Source organism: Streptomyces sp. NPDC048643 (assembly GCF_040650615.1).
Classification (GTDB): Bacteria; Actinomycetota; Actinomycetes; order Streptomycetales; family Streptomycetaceae; genus Streptomyces.
Window position 1 is genome coordinate 38,985 of the sequence record NZ_JBEZHO010000043.1, and the last position, 24,631, is coordinate 63,615.

Consider the following 24,631-nt stretch of genomic DNA (forward strand, 5'->3'; position numbering starts at 1 on the left):
CATGACGACTCTGCTCATCGTGGACGGCGCCAACGTGGTCGGATCCGTGCCCGACGGATGGTGGCGCGACCGGCGGGGAGCGGCCGAGCGGCTCCGGGACGGGCTGGCCGGCGTCGCCGAGGCCGGGGTGCCCGGTCGTCCCGGTCCGCTGGAGATCGTCCTCGTGGTCGAAGGCGCCGCCCGGGGAGTGGAGTCCGTCCCCGGGGTCCGGGTGGACGAGGCTCCGGGCAGCGGGGACGACCGGATCGTGGAGCTCGTGGCCGGATCGCCCGACCGCCCCCGCCTGGTCGTCACGGCCGACCGCGAACTGCGGCGCCGGGTGACCGAGCTGGGCGCGGAGGTCACCGGCCCACGGACCGTACGCCCCGGTTCCTGAAGTCCCTGAACCGGTTCCTGAAGCGGTCCCCGGGCCTCTCGCACTTCGGGGGCGTAACCCGCCTCCGGCTCCGTTGCGACGCAGGCGAGCGCCCGGCCCCGCGCCGAGCCACCCGACCCCCCCAGCCCTCCCCCGGCGGACCCCGGACACGTCACCGGCCCCGCACCTCCGCGCCGAGGCGGGGACGTGCGGGGCCGGAGGACTCCCGGGTGGGAAGGTGGCGTGCGAGCCGAGCGGTGGGACCGTCAGGCCGTGGGGCCGCTCGGCGGGGGGCCCGTCGGCGGGCTTCCGCCGGTGCTCGGGGAGGGTTCCTGGGGGCCGGCCAGGCGGCTGTGCGAACGGCCGTACAGGAAGTACACGACGCTGCCGATGACCATCCAGATCGCGAACCGCAGCCAGGTCTCGGCGGGCAGGTTCAGCATCAGCCACAGGGACGCGAGCACCGACAGGATCGGCACCCAGGGGACCAGCGGGGTGCGGAAGGCGCGGTGCAGGTCGGGGCGGGTGTGACGCAGGATGACGACGCCGATCGCGACGACGACGAAGGCGAAGAGCGTGCCGATGTTGACCAGTTCGGCCAGCTCGCTGAGGCTCGTGAAGCCGGCCAGGATCGCGATGATCACACCGAGCAGGATCGTCGGCCGGTGCGGGGTGCGGAACCGGGGGTGGACGCGGGAGAAGAACCGCGGCAGCAGCCCGTCGCGGCTCATCGCGAAGAAGACGCGGGTCTGGCCGAGCAGCAGGATCATGCAGACCGTGGTGAGGCCGACGGCGGCGCCGAAGCTGATGACGCCCGCGTACCAGGGATGTCCGGTGGCCTTGAACGCGTCGGCGAGCGGGGCGTCGACGGACAGCTCGGTGTACTTCTGCATGCCCGTGACCACGATCGACACGAGGACGTAGAGCGCGGTGCAGATGAAGAGCGAGCCGAGGATGCCGCGCGGCATGTCCCGCTGCGGGTTCTTCGTCTCCTCGGCGGCCGTCGCGACCACGTCGAAGCCGATGAAGGCGAAGAACACGACGGAGGCGGCGGTGAAGATGCCGAGCAGGCCGAAGTTGGTGGGGGCCCAGCCGAACATGAGCTGGATCAGCGGCGATTTGATGCCGCTGCCCGCCTCCACGTTCTGCGCCTTGGGGATGAACGGCTTGTAGTTGTCGCCCTTGATGAAGAAGGCGCCCGCGATGATCACGATCATGACGACGGTGACCTTGATGGCCACGACCAGCGTGGTGATCCGCGCGGAGAGCTTCACGCCGACGACGAGGATCGCCGTCAGGACGAGCACCAGGCCCGCGGCGAGGATGTCGAACCCGAACCCGGTGCTGCCCTCGCGCCCGCTCAGGGACTCGGGCAGATGCCAGCCCGCGTTGTCCATCAGCGAGCGGACGTAGCCCGACCAGCCGACCGCGACCACCGCCGTGCCGAGCGCGAACTCCAGGACGAGGTCCCAGCCGATGATCCAGGCGGGCAGCTCCCCCAGGGAGGCGTAGGAGAAGGTGTACGCGGACCCCGCGACCGGGACCGTGGAGGCGAACTCCGCGTAGCAGAGGGCGGCCAGGCCGCAGGCGACGCCCGCGACGACGAAGGCCAGCGAGACGCCCGGCCCCGCGTTCTCCTTGGCCACCTTGCCGGTGAGGACGAAGATTCCGGTGCCGATGATGACACCGACACCGAACACGGTGAGATCCAGAGCGGACAGCGACTTCTTGAGTGCGTGCTCCGGCTCCTCAGTGTCGGCGATCGACTGTTCGATCTTCTTCGTCCTGAAGAGGGTGTTCCTCACGGGCGTACCTCCCACGCTTGTCGTCCTCGACATCATCGAGAGGGCGGGTGACACGTATGCCCCGACGCGGGCCCCGTTAACGCGAACGGCCGGTTTCACCACCCGTCCAGGGGTGCTGAAACCGGCCCTTCGGCCCTGCTGTCCGCGCGTCAGTCGCGCGCCGGCTCCACCGCGTCCACGGCCTGCGGGGTGTTTCGCTCGTAGCGGCCGTCGAGCTTGGCGACGAGGCCGGTGACCTGCCGGGCGATGTCCGGCGCGGTCAGCCCGATCTCCGCCATGACCTCGGCGCGGGAGGCGTGGTCGAGGAAGCGCGGCGGGATGCCGAAGTCGCGCAGCGGCACGTCGACGCCCGCGTCGCGCAGCGCCTGGGCGATCGTCGAACCGACACCGCCGACGCGCGAGTTGTCCTCGACGGTGACGACCACGCGGTGCTGCTCGGCGAGCGGGGCCATGGCCTCGTCGACCGGCTTGACCCAGCGCGGGTCGACGACGGTGGTGGAGATGCCCTGCTGGTCGAGGAGCGTGGCGATCTCCAGGCACATCGGGGCGAGCGCGCCGATGGAGACCAGGAGCACGTCCGGTGCGTCGGTGCCGGGCGCCCGCAGGACGTCCATGCCGCCGATCCGGCCCACGGCGGGCACGGCCGGGCCGACCGCGCCCTTGGAGAAGCGGACCACGGTGGGCGCGTCCGTCACCTCGACGGCCTCGCGCAGCTGGGCGCGGACCTGGTCGGCGTCGCGCGGTGCGGCGAGCCGGAGGGTGGGAACGACCTGGAGGATCGACATGTCCCACATACCGTTGTGCGAGGCGCCGTCGGTGCCGGTGACACCGGCGCGGTCCAGCACGAAGGTGACACCGCACTTGTGCAGGGCCACATCCATCAGGACCTGGTCGAAGGCCCGGTTGAGGAACGTCGCGTAGACGGCGAAGACCGGGTGGAGCCCGCCGGTGGCGAGGCCCGCCGCGGAGACGGCGCCGTGCTGCTCGGCGATGCCGACGTCGTAGATGCGGTTCGGGAAGGCGTCGGCGAACTTCTTCAGGCCGACCGGCTGGAGCATCGCGGCGGTGATCGCGACGATGTCCTCGCGCTCCTTGCCGAGCGCGACCATCTCGTCGCCGAAGACGGAGGTCCAGTCGGCGCCGGAGGCCTTGATGGGCAGGCCGGTGTCGGGGTGGATGGGGCCGATGCCGTGGAAGCGGTCCGCCTCGTCCTGGAGGGCGGGCTGGTAGCCGCGGCCCTTCTCGGTGAGGCAGTGCACGATGACCGGGCCGCCGAACCGCTTGGCGCGGGCGAGGGCGGACTCCAGGGCCTCGATGTCGTGGCCGTCGATCGGGCCGACGTACTTCAGGCCGAGGTCCTCGAACATGCCCTGCGGGGCGATGAAGTCCTTCAGACCCTTCTTCGCGCCGTGCAGCGTCTCGTAGAGGGGCTTGCCGACGACCGGAGTACGCCCCAGGAGGTCCTTGCCGCGGGCCAGGAAGCGCTCGTAGCCGTCGGTGGTCCGCAGGGTCGCCAGATGGTTCGCGAGGCCGCCGATGGTCGGTGCGTAGGACCGCTCGTTGTCGTTGACGACGATGATCAGCGGACGGTCCTTGGCGTCGGCGATGTTGTTCAGCGCCTCCCAGGCCATGCCGCCGGTGAGGGCGCCGTCACCGATGACGGCGACCACGTGGTCGTCACGGCCGAGAACCTCGTTCGCCTTCGACAGACCGTCGGCCCAGCCGAGGACGGTGGAGGCGTGCGAGTTCTCGATGACGTCGTGCTCGGACTCGGCCTGCGAGGGGTAGCCGGACAGGCCGCCCTTCATCTTCAGGCGGGAGAAGTCCTGGCGGCCGGTGAGCAGCTTGTGGACGTAGGACTGGTGGCCGGTGTCCCACAGCACCCTGTCCTTGGGCGACTCGAAGACGCGGTGCAGGGCGAGGGTCAGCTCCACGACACCGAGGTTGGGGCCGAGGTGGCCGCCGGTCTTGGAGACCGCGTCCACGAGGAAGGTCCTGATCTCGCCGGCCAGCTGGTCCAGCTGCTCCAGGCTGAGCCGGTCCAGATCGCGCGGTCCCGTGATGCGGGTCAGCAGCGGCACCCGTGCCTCCTTGCAGTAGAGCTGTTGCCGGGCTTGTCGAGTCTAATGTTCCGCCTTTTCGGCCGCGGGCCGGGCCCGGCGATCCACGCCACACGATCGGCCGTACCGGATGGGAACACGCATTCGCTTACCGGACATGACTGTGCCCGGCGCCGCCATTGGCGCCGGGCACAGGGTCGTGAAGGGCGTGAACCCTACGCGCGACCCGCCGACTTCTGGGTCTTGCGGGTGACGGCGTCGATGACGACCGTGGCGAGAAGCACACCACCGGTGATCATGTACTGGACCGGCGAGGCGATGCCCTGCAGGGCCAGGCCGTACTGGATCGAGACGATCACGAGGACACCCAGGAGGGCGTTCCACGTGCGGCCCCGGCCACCGAAGAGGCTGGTGCCACCGATGACGGCCGCCGCGATGGCGTTCATCAGCAGGTCACCGGCACCGGCGCCCTGGTTGGCGGAGGCGATCTTCGAGGCGATGAACAGACCGCCGATGGCGGCGAAGGTGCCGGAGATCGCGAAGACCGAGATCCGGACCATCTCCACGTTGATGCCCGCACGCCGGGAGGCCTCGACGCTGCCACCGAGCGCGAAGATCTTCCGGCCGTACGCGGTGCGGCGCAGCACGAAGTCCGTGAGCAGCAGGACCGCGACGAAGATCACCACGGCGAGCGGCAGGCCCTTGTACTGGTTGTACACGGCGCCGACGGCCAGCGTGAGGACCGCCAGGAGCGCGGTGCGCACGATGATCTCGCCGAGCGGCTGGGACGGCACGCCGGCCGCCTCGCGGCGACGGTTGCCGAGCAGCGAGGTGACGAAGTACCCGGCGGTCACGACGATCGCGAGCGCGTAGGCGGCGGCCACATCGGAGAAGTAGTAGCTGGTCAGCTTGGCGACGATGCCGTTGCTGTCCAGGTTGATGGTGCCGTTGCTGCCCAGGATCTGGAGCATGAGGCCGTTCCAGAACAGCAGACCCGCCAGCGTGACGGCGAAGGCCGGCACACCGATGCGCGCGAAGAAGAAGCCCTGGATGGCGCCGGCGACCGTGCCGGTGAGCACGGCCAGGACGAGGGCGAGCCACTCGTTCATGCCGTGCGTGACGCTGAGTACCGCGAACGTCGCTCCGGCCACACCGGAGAGCGAACCGACCGACAGGTCGATCTCACCGAGCAGCAGCACGAAGACGATGCCGACCGCGATCATGCCCGTGCCGACCATGGCGACGGAGATGTCGGAGAGGTTGCCGGCGGTGAGGAAGTTCGAGTTCAGGCTCGCGAAGATCGCCCAGATGATGATCAGGCCGATCACGACGGGGATGGAGCCCAGGTCGCCGGACTTCACCTTCCGCTTGAACTCGGTGACGTAGCCCTTGACACCCTGCTCGCGCACGAGCAGTCGCGGGTCGACGACGGGGACCGCCGCGGCGGCCGCCTCCGGGTTCGGTACCGCGTGGTCCTCGGGGGACTCGGAGGTCTTGTCGATGCTCACTTCTGAGCCTCCCCATTGCTGCTGCGCGCCGCACGACGGGTCACGGCGTTCTCCGTGGCGCCCGTGATGGCGGAAATGATCTCTTCCTGGGACGTCGACTTGACCTCGAAGACGCCGTTGTTGCGCCCGAGGCGCAGGACGGCGACCTTGTCGGCCACGGCCTTCACATCGGCCATGTTGTGGCTGATGAGGATGACCGCGTGACCCCGCTCGCGCAGACGCTCGACCAGGTCGAGGACCTGGGCGGTCTGCTCGACGCCGAGCGCGGCGGTGGGCTCGTCGAGGATGACGAGCTTGGGCTCACCGAGCATCGAACGGGCGATCGCCACGGTCTGACGCTGACCGCCGGAGAGCGAGGCGATCGGGATGCGGACGCTGGGGATGCGGATGGACAGCGTGTCCAGCAGCTCGCGGGAACGGCGCTCCATCTCGACCTCGTCCAGGATGCCGCGCCTCTTCACCTCGCGTCCCAGGTAGAGGTTGCCGACGACATCGATGTTGTCGCAGAGCGCGAGGTCCTGGTAGACCGTCGCGATGCCCAGGTGCTGGGCGTCGTGCGGGCGGTTGATCTGGACGGCTTTGCCGTCCCACTCGATCGAGCCCTCATCGATGGGGTGCACGCCGGCGATCGTCTTCACCAGCGTGGACTTTCCGGCACCGTTGTCGCCCACCAGGGCGACCACTTCACCGGCGTGGACTTCAAGCTCTACATCGGTGAGCGCCTGGACGGCACCGAATCGCTTGGAGACCCCGCGCAACGCCAGAACAGGCGTAGCGGACACGTTAACCATCTCCTTCGCCGCCTGACCCGGCGGGAGGTTGTGCAGAAGTTTTTTGTGGAGGGGTGTTCTCTCCGGCGCCCCGCCTAGCTTGCGGGGCTGTTGGATGCGGGGCGCCGGAGGGGCTTTGTTTCAGCAAGTCACGTACGGGAATTCAGGTCCGAATTCCCGTACGCGGTTCGTGACTTGCGGTTGCTTCTACTGGAGACCGATCTTCTTGCAGGCCGCGGCGTAGGCCGGGGTGCAGATGTCCTGGACCGTGTAGACGCCGTCCTTGACGACGGTGTCCTTGATGTTGTCCTTGGTCAGCGAGGTGACCGGGACCAGGACGGACGCGACCTGCTTGGTGGTCGGGCTGTCGACCTTGTCCTTGGCGATGGAGTCGAGCGACTTGCCCTGGGCGAGCGCGACAGCCATCTCCGCGGCGGCGTCGGCCTCCGGGGCGTACGGCTTGTAGACGCTCATGAACTGGGTGCCGGCGACGATGCGCTGGACACCGGCGAGCTCGGCGTCCTGGCCGGTGACCGGGACGGAGATGCCGGCGGCCTTCAGAGCGGTGATGATACCGCCGGCCATGCCGTCATTGGCGGAGTAGACGCCGATGATGTTCTTCTTGCCGAGAGCCGAGATGGCGCCCTCCATGTTGGAGTTGGCGTTCTCCGGCTTCCACTCCTTGGTGTCGTACTCCTTGCCGACGTTCACCTTGCCGTCCAGCACCTCGTGGGCACCGGCCTTGAACAGGGCGGCGTTCGGGTCGGTGACCGAACCGTTCATCATGACGATCTTGCCGGACTTGGCCTTGGAGCCGAGCGCCTTGAGGAGCGCCTCACCCTGCGTCTTGCCGACAGTCTTGTTGTCGAACGAGGTGTAGGCGTCGATCGGACCCTGCGCGAGGCGGTCGTAGGCCACGACCGGGATGCCGGCGTCCTTGGCCTTCTGGACCGAGCTCTTGATGGCGGCGGAGTCCACAGCGTCAACGATCAGCACGTCCACCTTGTTGGTGATCATGGTGTCGACCTGCTGGTTCTGGGTGCTCGCGTCCTGCTTGGCGTTGGCGTAGACGATCTTGCCCTTGCCGTTCGTGAGCTCCGAGACCTTCTTCTCGATGAGCGGCTTGTCGAACTTCTCGTAGCGGGCCGTCTGGTTCTCCGGAAGGAGCAGACCGACCTTGATCGCGTCGCCCTTCTTGGCGGAGCTGGAGCTGTCGCTCCCGCCACCGGAGTCCTTGGCGCTGCCACAAGCGGCGAGCGAGACAGCCATTGCACCAGCGGCAACGGCAACGGCGGCACGACGCATCTGCGTGTTCACTTTGAAACCTCCCTGACGAGGCCGCGTCGTTGCGGCCGAGGTGGCTGGAAGTCAACTCGGCCACACGTGCGACGTCAAGAAGTAAATACTTAACGAGATGGCAACGGTGCCATGCGTTCTCTAAGTGAAGGCAGGCGTTACGGCATTCAGAGAACCGTCCAAAAGGGTCGAATCGCCCATCTCGCTGAGCGCGAGAGCGAGGGCTCCGAGCACCTCCGCACGGCCGCCAAGTGCCCCTGGCAACACCGAGAGTTGACGTGCGGCGCTGGGGATCGCGTACCGGCCGACAGACTCCCTGATGGGCCCGAGAACGAGCTCTCCGGCCTCGGCGAGATCGCCGCCGAGGACCACCCGGCTCGGGTTCAGCAAATTGCAGAGATTCGCAACTCCACTCCCGATATGTCGGCCGACGTCGGCGATCACCCGGCGGCAGCCCGGATCGCCGTCCCGCGCCAGCCTGACCACGCCTTCCATGGTCAGGTCCGTCCCGTGACTGGACTGGAGGAGCGGCAGCACATAGCGCGCCGCCGCAAAGGTCTCCAGGCAGCCGCGGTTGCCGCAACGGCACACGGGGCCGGATTCATCAAGAGTAATATGCCCGATTTCTCCCGCTGTGCCACCCGGGCCACGGTAGATCTTGCCGTCGATCACCAGGCCCGCGCCGACACCGCTCGCGACCTTGATGTACGCGAGGTCCCTGACCCCGCGCCCGCTCCCCCAGACCATCTCGCCGAGCGCGCCCAGATTGGCGTCGTTGTCCACGTGCACGGGCACGCCGAGCCGCCCCCGCAGCTCCTCGGCGGGCCTCGCGCCGGTCCAGCCCGGCAGGATCGAGGTGGACCCGAGGGTCCCCGACTCCACGTCGATCGGACCCGGCACACCGAGCCCCACACCCGCGATCTTGGACCGGTCGACACCGGTTGCTGCGATCAGGCGACTGACCAGCTCCTCGGCCCGGTCGAAGCCCTGGGCGGCCGAGGCGTCCACGTCCAGCGGCTCGGACTCCTCCGCCAGCACCTGATGGGCCAGATTCCCGACCGCGACGCGCAAATGGGTGTGACCGAAGTCGACCCCGATGACGATGCCGGCGTCCCCGCTCAGGGACACGCTGCGGGCCCTGCGCCCGCCCGCCGAAGTGGGAGTGACCTCGACCGTTCCCCCGTCCTTGAGTTCACGGACGATATTGGAAACGGTCGCGGCCGACAGCCCCGTCGCCCTCGCGATCTCCGCCTGCGTGAGCGATCCGGCAAGGCGCACCGCTCTTACGACGCGCTCCAGATTGGCTCGGTGCAGCGACGACTGCGACCCCGGAGTCTCCATCGACTCATCCACTCCTGCCCTCAGCCGGACGGCCCCGATGCCGCCCGTGTGATCCGGGTCACAGCAACGGGACGCCGGTCACTTACAAGTTGTGAACTCCAAGCTCCGCTGAACGGGTTACCGCAGTCAAGTCCTTGACGGAAATCGGGTCCGTCCAGTCTTGTTCGATTTCCGTCACCGTCCGGACACGCGTACGCCACCCCCGCGGGACGGAGGTGGCGTACGCGTGGAAGGCGGCGGGCTACTTGAGCGTCGCCGAGGTGAGGCCGGCCTGTACCTGGCGTTGGAAGGACAGGTACACGATGAGCATCGGGATCATCGCGATCGTCACGCCCGCGAAGAGGACGGGAAGGTCGGTGGCGTATCCCTGCTGCTGCTGGAGCTGGATGAGTCCCTGCGTGAGGACGTAGCGTTCCGGGTCCGAACTGCTCTGCGGCTGCATCAGCACCGAGGGCAGGATGTACTGGTTCCACTGGCCCAGCACGTTGAAGATGCCGACGCTGAGCAGTCCGGGCTTGGCCATCGGGAGCATGACCTGGAAGAACGCCCGGGTGTGCGAGGCCCCGTCGAGAACCGCCGCCTCGAAGACCGCCCCGGGCAGCGTTCGGAAGAACGCGTGCATGAAGAACACGGTGAACGGCAGCGAGTAGGCGACGTACACCAGGATCAGACCTTGGTACGAGTTCAGCATGTCGAGGCGTTTGACCATGAAGAACAGCGGGACCAGGGCGAGGAAGACGGGGAACATGGCCCCGCCGACGAAGAAGAAGTAGATGGCCCGGTTGCCGGGGAAGTCGTAGCGGGCCAGGACGTACGCCGCCATCGCCCCGAGGAGCATGGTCAGCGGGACCGAGAAGACCAGCACGATCAGGGTGTTGGCGAAGTAGTCGCCGATGCCCTTGTTCCAGGCCCTGCTGAAGACGTCCAGCTGCCAGTTGGACGGCCAGCCGAGAGCCGACCCGCCGATCTGCGCGTCGGTCTTGAAGGAGCTCAGGACGAGCCAGAGCAGCGGCAGGATGATCAGGATGGCCCACAGGGCCAGGAAGCCGTGCGAGAAGACGTTGAGGGCCATTCCCTCGGTGCGCTTGTCGCCCGGCCGGGGCGGGGCCTTCTTCACGGTTCGTTGCGGGGGTACTCCGGCGCCGTCGACCTTCGTCGGCTCCGTGATGGGTGCGCTCATAGTCGTGTCTCCCGCTCAGAACTCGATGCGCTCGCGGCGGGTGGCGCGCAGCGTGACCACGGACAGGATCAGGGTGAGAAGAAGCATGACGACGCCCATGGCACAGGCGTAGCCGCTCCTTCCGTAGTAGAGGAAGTTGCGCATCATGACGTTCGCCATGACCTCGCTGTGGTGGTCCGGTCCGCCGCCGTACCCCGTGCCCTGGGTCATGGTCGAGACGAGGACGAACATGTCCATCGCGATGATGCCGAGGTAGACCCAGGCGGTCTGCACCGTGTCCCAGAGGAGGGGCAGGGTGACCCGGAAGAAGGTGTGGGTGCGGCTCGCGCCGTCGAGCAGCGCGGCCTCGTAGATGTCCTTCGGGATGGACTGCATGGCGGCGGAGAACAGCACCAGGTAGAAGCCGACGCCGTGCCAGACGACGACCGCCATCAGGCACCAGAGCACCAGGTTGGGCTCGTTCATCCACTCGATGGGGTTGTTGACGTCGACCAGGCCGAGCTTGATGAGCAGGCCGTTGAGCAGCCCGCCGCCGTCACTGCGGTAGAGGGCTCCGAAGAGCACCGCCACGATCGCGAGCGACAGCACCTGCGGGAAGAAGTACACGATCTTGTAGAAGCGCGAGCCGGCGACGCCCTGCACGCCACCGGCGCCGCCCCGCCCGCCCGCGTTCACCATGAAGGCGAAGAAGAGGGCGAGCAGGATGGTGATCACCGGGATGAACACCAGGAACAGGATGTTGTGCCAGATCGCTCCGAGGAATACGTCGTCCTGGAACAGCGCCTTGTAATTGTCCAGGCCGACGAAACTGAACGTCTGCGACTGACCCTTCCAGTCGGTGAAGGAGTAGCCGATGGTCTGTATGTATGGCCAGATCACGAAGATCAGATACAGCGCCAAAGGTGCGAGGAGAAACCCCGCGACGAACCGGTACTGCCCTTTTCGCATGGCATCCTGCCCCTGGTGTGCCGGGTTTACGTGATCAGTCGCGGTGGTTCTTCTTGGACTCCGGGTCCTTGGCCGCCTTGTCGACCGCCGCCTGGGCCCGCTTGAGCCATTCCTTCGGCTGAATGCGCTTCGACATCAGCTCGTTGGACGCGTTCTCGATGGAGGTGCCCATCTCGCTGTACCAGTTGGGGTACAGGTAGTTGAACGTGTTGTCGCCGGCCGCCTTGGAGGCCTCGACCGTGGACTGCGTACCGGGACGCAGCTGCACGCCGTCGGAGACACCGTCCTTGAGGATGGTGAGCGAGTTGGCCTTCTGCGCGAAGACCGTCGACCACTCCTTGGAGAGCATGGAGCGCATGAACTCCTTGGCCTCGGGCAGGTTCGCGGCCTTCGACGGGATGATGAACGGCTCGCCGGAGCCGGCCCGGATCGCCTCGAACGGCAGGGCGCTGTCAGGCAGGTTGGGCATCGGCATGAACTTCATGTCGAAGTCGTCCGGGGTCTGCTTGAGCTGCTCGTTCTCCAGCCAGGAACCACAGGTGATGAACGCGGCCTTGTACTGGTTCCACCGGGTCTGCGACTCGGTGTGGGTGAGGCCGTTCGTACCCGGCATCAGGTAGCCCTTCTCGACGATCTCGTAGATCGCCTCGACGGCTGCCTGGGCCGCGTCGCTGCCGACGAACGCCTTGGGGTCCAGGTTGTCGATCGCCTTCATGGCGTCCAGACCGCCCTTCTTGGCGATCAGGTCCATGATGGCGACGTTGATGTAGTACGGGTACTTGCCCTGGTGGGCGAGGCCGCCGATGCCCTGCGACTTGGCGTCCTTGCAGACGGCGAGGAAGTCGTCCCAGGTCTTGGGGACGTCCCAGCCCTTCTCCTTGAAGAGCTTGCCGGAGTACCAGAGGCCCCACACCGTGTAGATGTAGTTCAGGGAGACGACCTTGCCGCCCTGGAGGCCCGGGTCCAGCGTGCCCGGGATCAGGGTGTCGCGGACCTTCTTGCTCGGGTCGTCGATGGACGGGGCGTCGAGCACGGCGGCCAGGTCGAGGAGCTGGCCGCTCTTGTAGAGCACGTCCAGCTTGATCTGCTGGGCGCCCGAGTCGTCGACGATGTCCGGCGGGTTGCCGCCGTTGAAGCGCGGCTGGAGCTTGCCGGTGATCTCCTGGGTGCCGGTGTGGGCGCTCTTGGTGCCCCACTTCTTGTCGAAGGCCGCTTCCCATGCCTTGGCGTACTCGTCGCCGTAGCCGCCCTTGAAGACGACGACGTCGAGCTTGCCGCCGCCCTTCTTCACGCCGAAGGGGTTGTCCTTGCTGGTCTTGCCGGTGCCCTTGTCTCCGGAGTTGTCGTCGTCTCCCCCGCCGCTCGCACACGCGGACAGGAAGCTCATCGTCGGAACGGAGATCAGACCAAGTGCGGCCGACCTCTTGATGAGGTCACGGCGGCCGACACCCTCGGGGCTGCTGTTCTCGGCGGAAGTGGATCCCATGCTCAAGTCCTCGCCTTCTCCAGGACTCAGGCGGTGAACCGGATCCTCCCCGGCACCGCGGTTAGGTCAAGCTGGGGTCGTGCATGGGGGATTCGCTGGGACGAATCGGCGGTAGGTGTATCGACCACGGTCCGCCGGCCCTCGAATTCCCCCCCTGGGTCCTGCCTGTCCAGAGCCAGTCGAACGACTGGCCGGACGCGACAGGTATAGTCCACTTCCCGCCAACGGAGCAAGATCGAATGCAGGTTTGCCCGTCGGTCTTTTCCGAGTTGAGACCTCCCGGAAATATGGGGCAGCCACGGATCACCCCGACGAAGGCCCCCAGGGGGCCAACCTCCCGCAATGGAACCAATGCCTGGTTCGTCGCACGCATTCACCCCGGATGCCACATCCAACACCCTTGACAGCACAGACAACTTGACGCACCAATGGTCCTTGCGTACTGAAATTGACAACGTTGTCGATGTCTTGGGAGGGCTCGGGCATGCAGCAGAGAGCTCGGTACAGACGGAGTTCCACGGGTCGCGCCGGACGGCTTTCCCCGGTCGCACTGGGGGTGGCGGCACTTTCGCTGGTGGCCGCCGCGCAGGGCGTGGCGGTCGCCCTGCCGGCCCAAGCGGCGGCACCCGACCGGGACTTCACCTCGTCGTTCGAATCGGGTGATCCGGCACCGGACTGGATCAACACGGTGGATACGGCACCGGACGGGACGAAGCGATCCTCCGGTGTCGACGGCGGCTACAGCAGCGGCATCCCCGGGAACGTGACCGATCACGTCACCGACGTGCGTGCCAGCGACGAGAACACCGGCGGCGGCGAGGTCAAGGAGAACCTCGTCGACGGCGAGCCCAGCAGCAAGTGGCTGACCTTCGAGACCACCGGCTGGGCGGAGTTCGACCTGGACGCGCCGGTCAAGGTGGTCACGTACGCGCTCACCTCCGCGAACGACCACGACGAGCGCGACCCGAAGGACTGGACCCTCCAGGGCTCCACCGACGGCAAGGACTGGAAGACCCTCGACACCCGCTCGGGGGAGACCTTCGGCGAGCGGTTCCAGACGAAGTCGTACGACATCGCGAGCCCGGTCGAGTACCAGCACTTCCGGCTCGACGTCACGAAGAACAACGGCGGCGACATACTCCAGCTCGCCGACGTCCAGTTCTCGACCGGGCAGAGCGACGACCCGACGCCCAAGGACATGCTCTCGCTCGTGGACCGCGGTCCGAGCGGATCGCCCACCGCGAAGGCGGGCGCGGGCTTCACCGGCAAGCGGGCCCTGCGCTACGCCGGCACCCACAAGGGCGACGGCCGGGCGTACTCGTACAACAAGGTCTTCGACGTGAACGTGCGCGTGGGCCGGGACACCGAGCTGGGGTACCGGATCTTCCCCGCGATGGCGGACGGTGACCGGGACTACGACGCGACCAACGTGTCCGTGGACCTGGTCTTCACCGACGGCACGTCGCTGAGCGGGCTGAACGCCGTGGACCAGCACGGGTTCGCGCTCACCCCGCAGGGCCAGGGCGCGTCCAAGGTGCTGTACGTCAACCAGTGGAACAACGTGACCTCGCGGATCGGTTCCGTCGCGGCCGGGAAGACCGTCGACCGGATCCTCCTCGCGTACGACTCGCCGAAGGGCCCCGCGAAGTTCCGCGGCTGGCTGGACGACGTCTCGCTGAAGACGGCCGCCCCCGAGAAGCCCAAGGCGCATCTGTCCGACTACGCGCTCACCACCCGCGGCACCAATTCCAGCGGCGGCTTCTCGCGCGGCAACAACTTCCCGGCGACGGCCGTCCCGCACGGCTTCAACTTCTGGACGCCGGTGACCAACGCGGGATCGCTCAGCTGGCTGTACGACTACGCACGTGCGAACAACGCGGACAACCTGCCGACCATAGAGGCGTTCAGCGCGAGCCACGAGCCGAGCCCGTGGATGGGCGACCGGCAGACCTTCCAGGTGATGCCGTCCGTCGCGGCCGGGACCCCGGACACCGCCCGGGACGCCCGCGAGCTGGCCTTCCGGCACGAGAACGAGACAGCGCGGCCGTACTACTACGGGGTGACCTTCGAGAACGGGCTGAAGGCGGAGATGGCGCCGACGGACCACGCGGCGGCCCTGCGCTTCACCTACCCCGGTGACGACGCGAACGTCGTGTTCGACAACGTCACCGAGCAGGCCGGGCTGACGCTCGACAGCGACGCGGGCGTGGTCACCGGCTACTCGGACGTGAAGTCCGGCCTGTCGACCGGCGCCACGCGGCTCTTCGTCTACGGGGTCTTCGACGCCCCCGTCACCGAGGGCAGTTCCAAGGGCGTCAAGGGCTACATGAAGTTCAAGCCCGGCGCCGACCACTCCGTCACGCTGCGCCTGGCCACCTCGCTGATCAGCGTGGACCAGGCCAAGGACAACCTGCGCCAGGAGATCCCGGACGGCACCTCGTTCGCGGCCGTGAAGGCCGGGGCACAGAAGCAGTGGGACCGGCTGCTCGGCAAGGTCGAGGTCCAGGGCGCGACCCCGGACCAGCTGACGACGCTGTACTCCAGCATGTACCGGCTGTACCTGTACCCGAACTCCGGCTTCGAGAAGGTGGGTTCGACGTACCAGTACGCCTCGCCGTTCGCGCCCATGCCGAACCCGGACACTCCGACCCACACCGGCGCGAAGATCGTCGACGGCAAGGTGTACGTCAACAACGGCTTCTGGGACACCTACCGGACGACCTGGCCGGCCTACTCCTTCCTGACACCGGGTCAGGCGGGCGAGATGGTCGACGGGTTCGTGCAGCAGTACAAGGACGGCGGCTGGACCTCGCGCTGGTCCTCCCCCGGGTACGCGGACCTGATGACGGGCACCTCCTCGGACGTGGCGTTCGCGGACGCGTACGTCAAGGGGGTCAAGTTCGACGCCAAGGCCGCCTACGAGGCGGCCCTGAAGAACGCGACGGTCGTCCCGCCGACCTCCGGCGTCGGCCGCAAGGGCATGACCACCTCCCCCTTCCTCGGCTACACGAGCACCGACACGGGCGAGGGCCTGTCGTGGGCCATGGAGGGCTACAACAACGACTACGGCATCGCCGAGATGGGCCGGGCGCTCTACAGGAAGACCGGCGAGAAGCGCTACAAGGAGGAGTCGGACTACTTCCTCAACCGCGCCCAGGACTACGTCAACCTCTTCGACTCCAAGGCCGGCTTCTTCCAGGGCCGTGACGCGAAGGGCGACTGGCGGGTCGACTCCGCGAAGTACGACCCGCGTGTGTGGGGCTACGACTACACGGAGACCAACGGCTGGGGCTACGCCTTCACCGCCCCGCAGGACTCACGTGGGCTGGCCAACCTGTACGGCGGCCGCTCCGCGCTCGCGGACAAGCTCGACACGTACTTCGCGACCCCGGAGACGGCCTCGCCGGACGTGGTCGGTTCCTACGGCGGTGTCATCCACGAGATGACCGAGGCCCGGGACGTCCGGATGGGCATGTACGGGCACTCCAACCAGGTCGCCCACCACGTCAACTACATGTACGACGCGGCCGGGCAGCCCTGGAAGACGCAGAAGAACGTCCGCGAGGTCCTCTCCCGGCTCTACGCGGGCAGCGAGATCGGGCAGGGCTACCACGGCGACGAGGACAACGGCGAGCAGTCGGCCTGGTACCTGTTCTCCTCGCTCGGGTTCTACCCGCTGGTGATGGGCAGCGGCGAGTACGCCATCGGCTCCCCGCTGTTCACGAAGGCGACCGTCCACCTGGAGAACGGACGGGACCTGGTGATCAAGGCCCCGCGCAACAGCGCGAAGAACATCTACGTGCAGGGTGTGCGGGTCGACGGCAAGCGCTGGACCTCGACCTCGCTCCCCCACTCGTTGATCTCGAAGGGCGGCGTCCTGGAGTTCGACATGGGCGCGAAGCCGTCCTCGTGGGGCACCGGCAAGAACGCGGCTCCTCCGTCGATCACCCAGGACGACAAGGCGCCGTCGCCGCGTTCGGACACCCTCAAGGGTGACGGCCCGCTCTTCGACAACACCTCGGCCACGGACGCCGCCGTCACCTCGGTGGACCTGCCGGCCGGCGACGCCACCAAGGGGGTGCAGTACACGCTGACCTCATCGGACCACACGAAGGCGCCGGCCGGCTGGACGCTCCAGGGCTCCTCGGACGGCACGACGTGGAAGGACCTCGACAAGCGGTCCGGTGAGTCCTTCCCCTGGGACAAGCAGACCCGGGCGTTCACCGTGGCCCATCCGGGCTCCTACGCCCACTACCGACTCGTCCTCGACGACGCGGCGACCCTCGCGGAGGTGGAACTGCTCGCCTGACGCGTACGGCACGGCGGAAAGGGGCGGGCCCGGAGGAGACTCCGGGCCCGCCCCGCGTTCCGGACGGATCAACTCTTCTCTCTACGGCCTCACTTGTTCACGGCGAGGGTGAAGACGTGCAGGTCCGCGTTGTCCGGGAGCTTGACGCTCTTGACGGTGCGGCCGGCCGGGGCCTCGAAGGGCTTGGTGGCGAAGACGTACGTGGCTACGGGGTCCTTGTCCGCGCCGGCGACGTTGCGGTACGCGGCCTTGGCCACGGTGGCGTTGCCGTACTGGACGGTGCCGCCTCCTCCGCCGACGGTCCAGTCGGTGAAGGCCAGGTCGACGGAGTCGGTGCCGCCGTCGGTGTAGGTGACGGTCGCGTGGCTCTCCTGGTTGCCGTTGACGGCACTGCCGACGAAGGACAACCGGGCGGCCGGGTCGGCCAGTTCGATGGTCTGGCCGGTCGCCGAGGCGTTGTCGGGGCGGCCGGGGGGCGAATCGGGCCAGGTGAAGGTGAGACCGTCCACGGTGCCCGGCCGACCGGGGGTCAGGCCCGCGTCGGCGAGGGCCTGCCGGGAGTAGCTCCAGCCGCCGCCGTCGAAGTCGGCCTCGTCGTGGTCACCGGCGTCGTCGGAGACCCCGGTGTTGTCGTACGCCGCGAGCAGGGAGCCCGGGGCGGCGACGGTCAGGGCCACGGGCTGCGCGTACGAGGTGTCGGCGGAGGTCACCGTGACCTTGACGTCGTAGAACCCCTGCTCGGCGTCGTCCGCGGCGGTGAGGGTGATCCGCTGGGCGCCGTCGGTGACCGTGCCCTCGGCCGGTGTGGCCGTCACGCCGTCGGGGGTGTCCACGTGGAAGCGCACGTCGGGTCCGGTGCCGCCGCTCAGCGCGAGGGCGCGGATGTCGAGCGCGGTGGTGCCGCCGGGCGCCAGCGTCGCAGCCGTCGGACCGACCCCGATCTGGTACGGCTGCTCACCGGTGCGGAAGGAGGGCGGCGCCGCCTTCTCGGCGCTGCCCCAGGCCGTGTCGGGCGTGCCGGACAGCGTGTAGTCCAGCGTGCCGCCCTCGCGGACGAAGGAGGCGGGGAGCCAGGGCCGGTCGCTGGTACGGCCGTCGACGCGCAGCGACCGGACGTAGGGGGCGTCCGCCGCCGCGCCCCGGGCCCGGATCTCGATGTCGGCGCGGCCGGGGCGGTCGATCTCGATCCTCGGGAACAGCGGTGAGGCCAGGGTGAGTTCGGCGCGGGAGGGGACCTGGGGGTACATGCCGAGCGCGGAGAAGACGTACCAGGACGACATCTCGCCGAGGTCGTCGTTGCCGGGGATGCCCTCGGGCTTCGTCGACCAGAGCTGTGTCATCGCGGCGCGGACCGTCTCCTGCGCCTTGTACGGCGCGCCCGCGTAGTCGTACAGGTAGGGGACGTTGATCGACGGCTCGTTGTCCAGCTCGGACTTGTCGCCGCCGCTGCCGGTGAACGCCCAGCCGCCGTCGGCGTCGTGGAAGAAGGTGTCGAGGCGTTCGAGGGCCTTGTCGCGACCGCCCATCGCGGCGAAGAGGCCCGCGGGGTCGTGCTGCACCATCCAGGTGTACTGGGCGGCCGTGCCCTCGACGAAGCCGTTGCCGGTCGCCGGCGTGAAGCCCGTGACCCAACTGCCGTCGGCCTTGCGGTTGGCGACGTAGCCGCCGCCGGGGTCGGCCGCGATGTTGAAGTTGTTCTGCCACCACTGGGAGCGTTCGGCGAAGTCGGCGGCGGTCTTCCTCTCGCCCGCCGCGGTGGCGAGCTGGGAGATGGCGAAGTCGGCGCCGGACATCTCCAGGGTCTCGGCCGCGCCGCCCCAGGCGTTGGTCACGGACGGCATGTAGTGGTGGTCGAGGTACTTGTCGAGGGAGGGCCGCTGACCGACCGAGAGGACGGGTTTGCCCGCCGAGGACAGGTCTCCCTCGGTCGGCACGGTGGCCGCCTTCACCAGGGAGTCGAGCGCGCCGCGCAGGTCGAAGTCGGTGCCGCCGAAGGCGCGGATGCCGGCGAGGGCGGCCGGTGACGGGTCGCCGTTCATGACGTGCGTGCCGCTGGCGCCGTGCAGCCAGCGATCCCAGACCCCGCCGTTCTGCCGGGCGAGTTCGAGCAGGGACTGAGCGATGTCGGAGCCCGTGTCCGGGTCGAGCAGGGTCAGCAACTGGACCTGGGAGCGGTAGACGTCCCAGCCGGAGAAGGTGCCGTACTGGGCGGCGTGGCCCCGGCCCACGGTGTGCACCTTGTCGTCGGCGCCCCGGTATCTGCGGTCGACGTCACTGATGACGTTCGGGTGCAGGAGGGAGTGGTAGAGCGCGGTGTAGAAGGTGGTGCGGTCGCTGTCGGTGCCGCCACCGACGCCGATCGCGCCGAGCCGGTCCCGCCAGGCGCGGTGGGCGGCGTTCTGGACGGAGGCGAAGGAGCGGTTCGGGGGGTTCTCGGCCGCGAGGTTGGCCGCGGCGCCGGCCTGGCTGACGTAGGAGATCCCGACCTTGACGTTCACCGGGTCGGCGCCGGGCTCGAACTGCACATAGCCGCCGGCACCCTTGCCCGCGACGGGACGGCCGCCCTGCGCGAACCCGCCGGTGCCGCCGCTCGCCTCGGTGGACCCGGGGCTGAGCCGGTCGTCCTGCCAGGTGCCGGTCGTCTTGAAGGGGCGGTCGAATCGGGCGGTGAAGTACAGGGTGTAGTAGGAGCGTTGGCCCTCGGGGTCGAGGTAGCCGCAGAAGTTGCCGGAGGTGACGGAGCCGGAGACGGTGCGGGTCTTCGGGTCGATCCGCACGGTCGAGTCCGTGGAGCCGACCTCGGAGTTGGCGGTGCGGATCAGCAGGGAGGCGGGCTTGTCCTCGGGGAAGGTGAAGCGGCCCGAGCCGGTGCGCGCGGTGGCGGTGAGATCGGCGCTCACCCCGGAGGCGAGGCCGACCTGGTAGTGGCCGGGCTCGGCCTGTTCGTCCGCGTGCGTGAAGTCGGCGGCGTAGACGGCGTCCTTGGTGTCGCTCGCCGGGGAGGAGGTGACCTCGCCGGCGTACGGGAAGAAGGGGATGTCACCGCTGCCGCCCGCGCAGCCGGTGCCGGACATGTGGGTCAGGCTGAAGCCCCGGATGCGGGTGGCGTCGTACTGGTAGCCGCCCGGCGCGGCGGTGCGGGTGGCGTCCCCGCGGGTGTTCTCGGGGCTCCAGGAGAGCATGCCGAAGGGGGTGACGGCGCCGGGGAAGACGTTGCCGCCGTTCTTGGTGCCGATGAGCGGGTCGACGTGGACGGTGGGGTCCCGGACGAGGTCCGGTGGACCGGTCGGGGGTGCGGCGAGCGCCGGAGTGGCGCCGGCGACCGTCAGGGCGACGGCCAGCAGGACGGTTGACGGACGGAAACGCATGACGCGGCCCCTCCTCCTTCGGACGGGTCGCGCACCACGGGTCGCACAAGCCGCTGGGACAGTAACGTGCGCCACGGGTACCACGGAAGACCGCCTGCGCCGCGGGGGACGCGCCCGTCGCCTGCCGCGTCGGTGCGGCGCGCAGGGGCCGGTGTGGCCGACGGGGCGGCCGGGATGTCCGTCAACTTCCTTGACATCGTTGTCCGTTGAGGCGGTAGAGTCAGGCGCAGACCAAGCAGACAACGTTGTCGCGCTCGCTGGTCGTCACAAGCCGCACCATCCCGGGCAGGACTCCCCCCGATCTGTCCGGGCTCGCGGACCGGGCGGGCCCGAACCCACCCGCCTGGTCCGCCCTGAGCTTCCCCGTATCCACCCGCCCGGTGGGGCAGGCCCGTTGACGGCCCGCCCCGCCGGGCGTCGCCGTCGCGGGCGGTAGCCGGGCAGCGCGAAGGGCCGCACCCCCGTCGGACGGGGATGCGGCCCTCTGTTCGCTCAGACCGACCGCTCAGTTGCGGATCAGGTTGCGCAGCACGTACTGCATGATGCCGCCGTTGCGGTAGTAGTCCGCCTCGCCGGGGGTGTCGATGCGCACGACCGCGTCGAACGCGACGCCGGTGTCGGTGGTGACCTTCACCGTGCGCGGGGTGGTGCCGTTGTTGAGCTCCTCGACACCGGTGAAGGAGAAGGTCTCCTCGCCGGTCAGGCCGAGGGACTCGGCCGTGGCGCCCTCCGGGAACTGGAGCGGCAGGACGCCCATGCCGATGAGGTTCGAGCGGTGGATGCGCTCGTAGGACTCGGCGATGACGGCCTTGACGCCGAGGAGCGCGGTGCCCTTGGCGGCCCAGTCGCGGGACGAGCCGGAGCCGTACTCCTTGCCCGCCAGGATGACCAGCGGGATGCCCTGGTCGATGTAGTTGCGCGAGGCGTCGTAGATGAAGGAGACGGGGGCGCCGTCCTTCGTGAAGTCCCGGGTGTAGCCGCCCTCGGTGCCCGGCGCGATCTGGTTGCGCAGGCGGATGTTGGCGAACGTACCGCGGATCATGACCTCGTGGTTGCCGCGGCGCGAGCCGTAGCTGTTGAAGTCACGACGCTCGACACCGTGCTCCGTGAGGTACTTGCCTCCGGGGGTGTCGGCCTTGATCGCACCGGCCGGGGAGATGTGGTCGGTGGTGACCGAGTCGCCGAGCTTGGCGAGGACGCGCGCGCCGGCGATGTCCGAGACCGGGGTGGTCTCCATCGTCATGCCCTCGAAGTAAGGGGGCTTGCGCACGTAGGTCGACTGCGCGTCCCACTCGAAGGTGTTGCCCTCGGGGATCGGCAGCGCCTGCCACTGGGCGTCGCCCGCGAAGACGTCCTGGTAGGACTTGTTGAACATGTCCTCGCCGATGGCGTTCGCCACGACGTCGTTGACCTCGGCCTCGGAGGGCCAGATGTCCTGCAGGTAGACCGGCTTGCCGTCCTGGTCGGTGCCGAGGGCGTCCTTGGTGATGTCCACCTTCATGGACCCGGCGAGGGCGTACGCGACGACCAGCGGCGGGGAGGCCAGGTAGTTCATCTTGACGTCGGGGTTGATGCGGCCCTCGAAGTTCCGGTTGCCGGAGAGGACCGAGGTGACGGCGAGGTCGTGGTCGTTGACGGCCTTGGAGACCTCGTCCGGCAGCGGGCCGGAGTTGCCGATGCAGGTGGTGCAGCCGTAGCCGACCAGGTTGAAGCCGACCTTGTCGAGGTAGGGGGTGAGCCCCGCCTTGTCGAAGTAGTCGGTGACGACCTTGGAGCCCGGGGCGAGGGTGGTCTTGACCCACGGCTTGCGGGTCAGGCCCTTCTCCACGGCCTTCTTCGCGACGAGCGCGGCGGCGACCATGACGTACGGGTTCGAGGTGTTGGTGCAGGAGGTGATGGCCGCGACCGTCACCGCACCGTGGTCGATCTCGTAGGTCGAGCCGTCGGGGGCCGTGACCTGGACCGGGTTGGAGGGGACGCCGTTGGCGGCGGCCGGGGAGTCGGAGGCCGGGAAGGACTCCTTGCCCGCCTCGTCGTCGTCGGCGACGTAGTTGCGCACGTCGCTCTTGAACTGCTCGGAGGCGTTCGCGAGGACGATGCGGTCCTGCGGGCGCTTCGGGCCGGCGATCGAGGGGACGACCGTGGAGAGGTCGAGCTCCAGCTTCTCGGAGAAGTCGGGCTCGGCGGCCGGGTCGAGCCAGAGGCCCTGCTCCTTGGCGTACGCCTCGACGAGCGCGAGCTGCTGCTCGGAGCGGCCGGTGAGCTTGAGGTACTTGATCGTCTCGCCGTCGATCGGGAAGATCGCGGCGGTGGAGCCGAACTCCGGCGACATGTTGCCGATGGTGGCGCGGTTGGCCAGCGAGGTGGCGGCGACACCCTCACCGTAGAACTCGACGAACTTGCCGACGACGCCGTGCTTGCGCAGCATCTCGGTGATCGTGAGGACCAGGTCGGTGGCGGTGGTGCCGGGGGTGAGCTCACCGGTGAGCTTGAAGCCGACGACGCGCGGGATGAGCATGGAGACCGGCTGGCCGAGCATCGCGGCCTCGGCCTCGATGCCGCCGACGCCCCAGCCGAGGACGCCCAGGCCGTTGACCATCGTGGTGTGCGAGTCGGTGCCGACGAGGGTGTCCGGGTACGCCTGGCCGTTGCGGACCATGACGGTACGGGCCAGGTGCTCGATGTTCACCTGGTGGACGATGCCGGTGCCCGGGGGGACGACCTTGAAGTCGTCGAAGGCGGTCTGGCCCCAGCGCAGGAACTGGTAGCGCTCCTTGTTGCGGCCGTACTCCAGCTCGACGTTCTGGCCGAAGGCTTCCTTCGTGCCGAACTTGTCGGCGATGACGGAGTGGTCGATGACCAGCTCGGCCGGGGAGAGCGGGTTGACCTTGGCCGGGTCGCCGCCGAGCTCCTTGACGGCCTCACGCATGGTGGCGAGGTCGACGACGCAGGGCACGCCGGTGAAGTCCTGCATGATCACGCGGGCGGGCGTGAACTGGATCTCCTGGCTGGGCTGGGCCTGGGAGTCCCAGTTGCCGATGGACCGGATGTGGTCGGCGGTGATGTTCGCGCCGTCCTCGGTCCGGAGCAGGTTCTCCAGCAGCACCTTCAGGCTGTACGGAAGGCGAGCCGAGCCTTCCACCTTGTCCAGCCGGAAGATCTCGTACGACTCGTCGCCCACCTGCAGCGTGCTGCGGGCGTCGAAGCTGTTCGCCGACACGACAGTCTCCTTCATTGATGTGCGCGTTCCCACCGCATCCTGCCGCCACGACGTTCCGGCCAATCCGCTAAGGTCAGGCTAAGTTAGGTAAGCCTTACCGTCGGATCGGCGACGCTGTGCGGCCGCGGTACGCCTCGGCAGATATCTCGATGTCGAGATAACTCTAGTACATGGGGGCGGGCAGGTCATGTCCGGGCGCCCTCATGTCCGCGCGGAGCCGTCACCATGCCGTGTCCACGACAACGCCACGCCCCCGGCGACTCCGGGTGCGGCCCGCGCCCGTCGCGGTCGAGCCGCCACCCTGTCGGGGCCCGGCACACCGGTGGCGACCTCCGCGGCGACCGACGCGCGCCGCCGGTTCCGCCGCGACCGGCGCCCGCTCGCGATGCGCCTCGACTGCGCCCCCCACCGGCACCCCTCGGAGGGCCGCCGGACTCCACCACCACCCCCGAAAAGGGCGAACCGGGTCAACTTCACTCACCGAGAACGAAGTTGACGGTCCGACGGCGGAGGCAGGCACATCGGAGCACTTTCGGGGTATCCGATGTCTGCCGGGGAGGGCCCGGCGCAACCGAGACCAGGGGGCAGTCATGCCGCTCACGTTCCGCAAGAGCTTCAAGATCTTTCCCGGCGTGCGACTGAACATCAACCGCAAGTCGATGTCCATCACCACGGGCGGCGACCACGGCCCGCGCTACACGCACAGCACCACCGGGCGCCGTACGACGTCGATGGACCTGCCGGGTCCGTTCGGCTGGCGCAAGACCCGCAAGGCAAAGTGACGCAAGAGCGACATAGGGCGTCAGTCTCGACGAACTGTCACAGACGCGCTCCTTCACGGCACTCACCGGCGGCGACGTCGACGGGCGGCACCTTCGGGAGCCCCTCGACGGTCGCCGCCGTGCTGTTGTGTGCCGAGCCGCGGAACCCGAACTCCCCTGCCCTCACCCCTCGATGGAGCCCGTCACCCGGAAGGCGGCGCTCC

The 24,631-nt window shown here is 68.5% G+C and carries 14 protein-coding genes; 3 read left to right on the plus strand and 11 right to left on the minus strand.

Annotated elements, in window-relative coordinates; all coding sequences use genetic code 11:
• Position 1: 1 nt before the first annotated feature.
• Positions 2–376, plus strand: coding sequence for an NTP pyrophosphohydrolase (locus AB0C62_RS31680; RefSeq protein WP_362979015.1), 375 nt, complete (start codon positions 2–4; stop codon positions 374–376).
• A gap of 245 nt (positions 377–621) precedes the next feature.
• Here the strand turns inward: AB0C62_RS31680 and AB0C62_RS31685 are convergent, their stop codons facing one another.
• The 9 genes from AB0C62_RS31685 to ngcE form a co-directional block, all read right to left on the minus strand.
• The gene (locus tag AB0C62_RS31685) at positions 622–2,160 is read right to left on the minus strand and encodes an amino acid permease (protein WP_362979017.1); all 1,539 of its coding nucleotides are present in this window, start codon (positions 2,158–2,160) and stop codon (positions 622–624) included.
• Between the two features lie 149 nt (positions 2,161–2,309).
• On the minus strand, positions 2,310–4,241 hold the full coding sequence (gene dxs / locus AB0C62_RS31690) for a 1-deoxy-D-xylulose-5-phosphate synthase (protein ID WP_362979019.1): 1,932 nt from the start codon (positions 4,239–4,241) through the stop codon (positions 2,310–2,312).
• 194 nt (positions 4,242–4,435) lie between these two features.
• A complete protein-coding gene (locus tag AB0C62_RS31695; RefSeq protein WP_358818435.1) occupies positions 4,436–5,728 on the minus strand; it encodes a sugar ABC transporter permease in 1,293 nt (430 codons plus the stop codon).
• Positions 5,725–6,519, minus strand: a complete 795-nt coding sequence (locus AB0C62_RS31700) for an ATP-binding cassette domain-containing protein (protein ID WP_164375117.1) — start codon at positions 6,517–6,519, stop codon at positions 5,725–5,727. The genes AB0C62_RS31695 and AB0C62_RS31700 overlap by 4 nt, the downstream gene beginning before the upstream one ends.
• A gap of 186 nt (positions 6,520–6,705) precedes the next feature.
• Positions 6,706–7,803: a substrate-binding domain-containing protein gene (locus AB0C62_RS31705; RefSeq protein WP_267050026.1), complete on the minus strand. Its 1,098-nt coding sequence runs from the start codon at positions 7,801–7,803 to the stop codon at positions 6,706–6,708.
• 132 nt (positions 7,804–7,935) lie between these two features.
• On the minus strand, positions 7,936–9,135 hold the full coding sequence (locus AB0C62_RS31710; protein WP_362979021.1) for an ROK family transcriptional regulator: 1,200 nt from the start codon (positions 9,133–9,135) through the stop codon (positions 7,936–7,938).
• A gap of 241 nt (positions 9,136–9,376) precedes the next feature.
• Positions 9,377–10,315 (minus strand): carbohydrate ABC transporter permease, encoded by a 939-nt coding sequence (locus tag AB0C62_RS31715; RefSeq protein ID WP_362979023.1) that lies wholly within the window; start codon positions 10,313–10,315, stop codon positions 9,377–9,379.
• 15 nt (positions 10,316–10,330) lie between these two features.
• Positions 10,331–11,263, minus strand: coding sequence for a sugar ABC transporter permease (locus AB0C62_RS31720; RefSeq protein ID WP_164375119.1), 933 nt, complete (start codon positions 11,261–11,263; stop codon positions 10,331–10,333).
• A 34-nt stretch (positions 11,264–11,297) separates the two neighbouring features.
• Positions 11,298–12,749, minus strand: a complete 1,452-nt coding sequence (gene ngcE / locus AB0C62_RS31725) for an N-acetylglucosamine/diacetylchitobiose ABC transporter substrate-binding protein (protein ID WP_362979025.1) — start codon at positions 12,747–12,749, stop codon at positions 11,298–11,300.
• Positions 12,750–13,320: 571 nt separating this feature from the next.
• Between ngcE and AB0C62_RS31730 the strand changes: the two genes are divergently transcribed.
• Positions 13,321–17,058, plus strand: coding sequence for a GH92 family glycosyl hydrolase (locus AB0C62_RS31730; RefSeq protein ID WP_362979059.1), 3,738 nt, complete (start codon positions 13,321–13,323; stop codon positions 17,056–17,058).
• An 89-nt stretch (positions 17,059–17,147) separates the two neighbouring features.
• Here the strand turns inward: AB0C62_RS31730 and AB0C62_RS31735 are convergent, their stop codons facing one another.
• Together AB0C62_RS31735 and acnA are read right to left on the minus strand one after the other, a co-directional pair.
• Positions 17,148–20,426, minus strand: coding sequence for a GH92 family glycosyl hydrolase (locus tag AB0C62_RS31735; protein WP_362979027.1), 3,279 nt, complete (start codon positions 20,424–20,426; stop codon positions 17,148–17,150).
• Positions 20,427–20,931: 505 nt separating this feature from the next.
• The gene (gene acnA, locus AB0C62_RS31740) at positions 20,932–23,646 is read right to left on the minus strand and encodes an aconitate hydratase AcnA (RefSeq protein ID WP_362979029.1); all 2,715 of its coding nucleotides are present in this window, start codon (positions 23,644–23,646) and stop codon (positions 20,932–20,934) included.
• A 590-nt stretch (positions 23,647–24,236) separates the two neighbouring features.
• Between acnA and AB0C62_RS31745 the strand changes: the two genes are divergently transcribed.
• The gene (locus AB0C62_RS31745) at positions 24,237–24,428 is read left to right on the plus strand and encodes a DUF4236 domain-containing protein (protein WP_081219920.1); all 192 of its coding nucleotides are present in this window, start codon (positions 24,237–24,239) and stop codon (positions 24,426–24,428) included.
• Positions 24,429–24,631 lie beyond the last annotated feature (203 nt).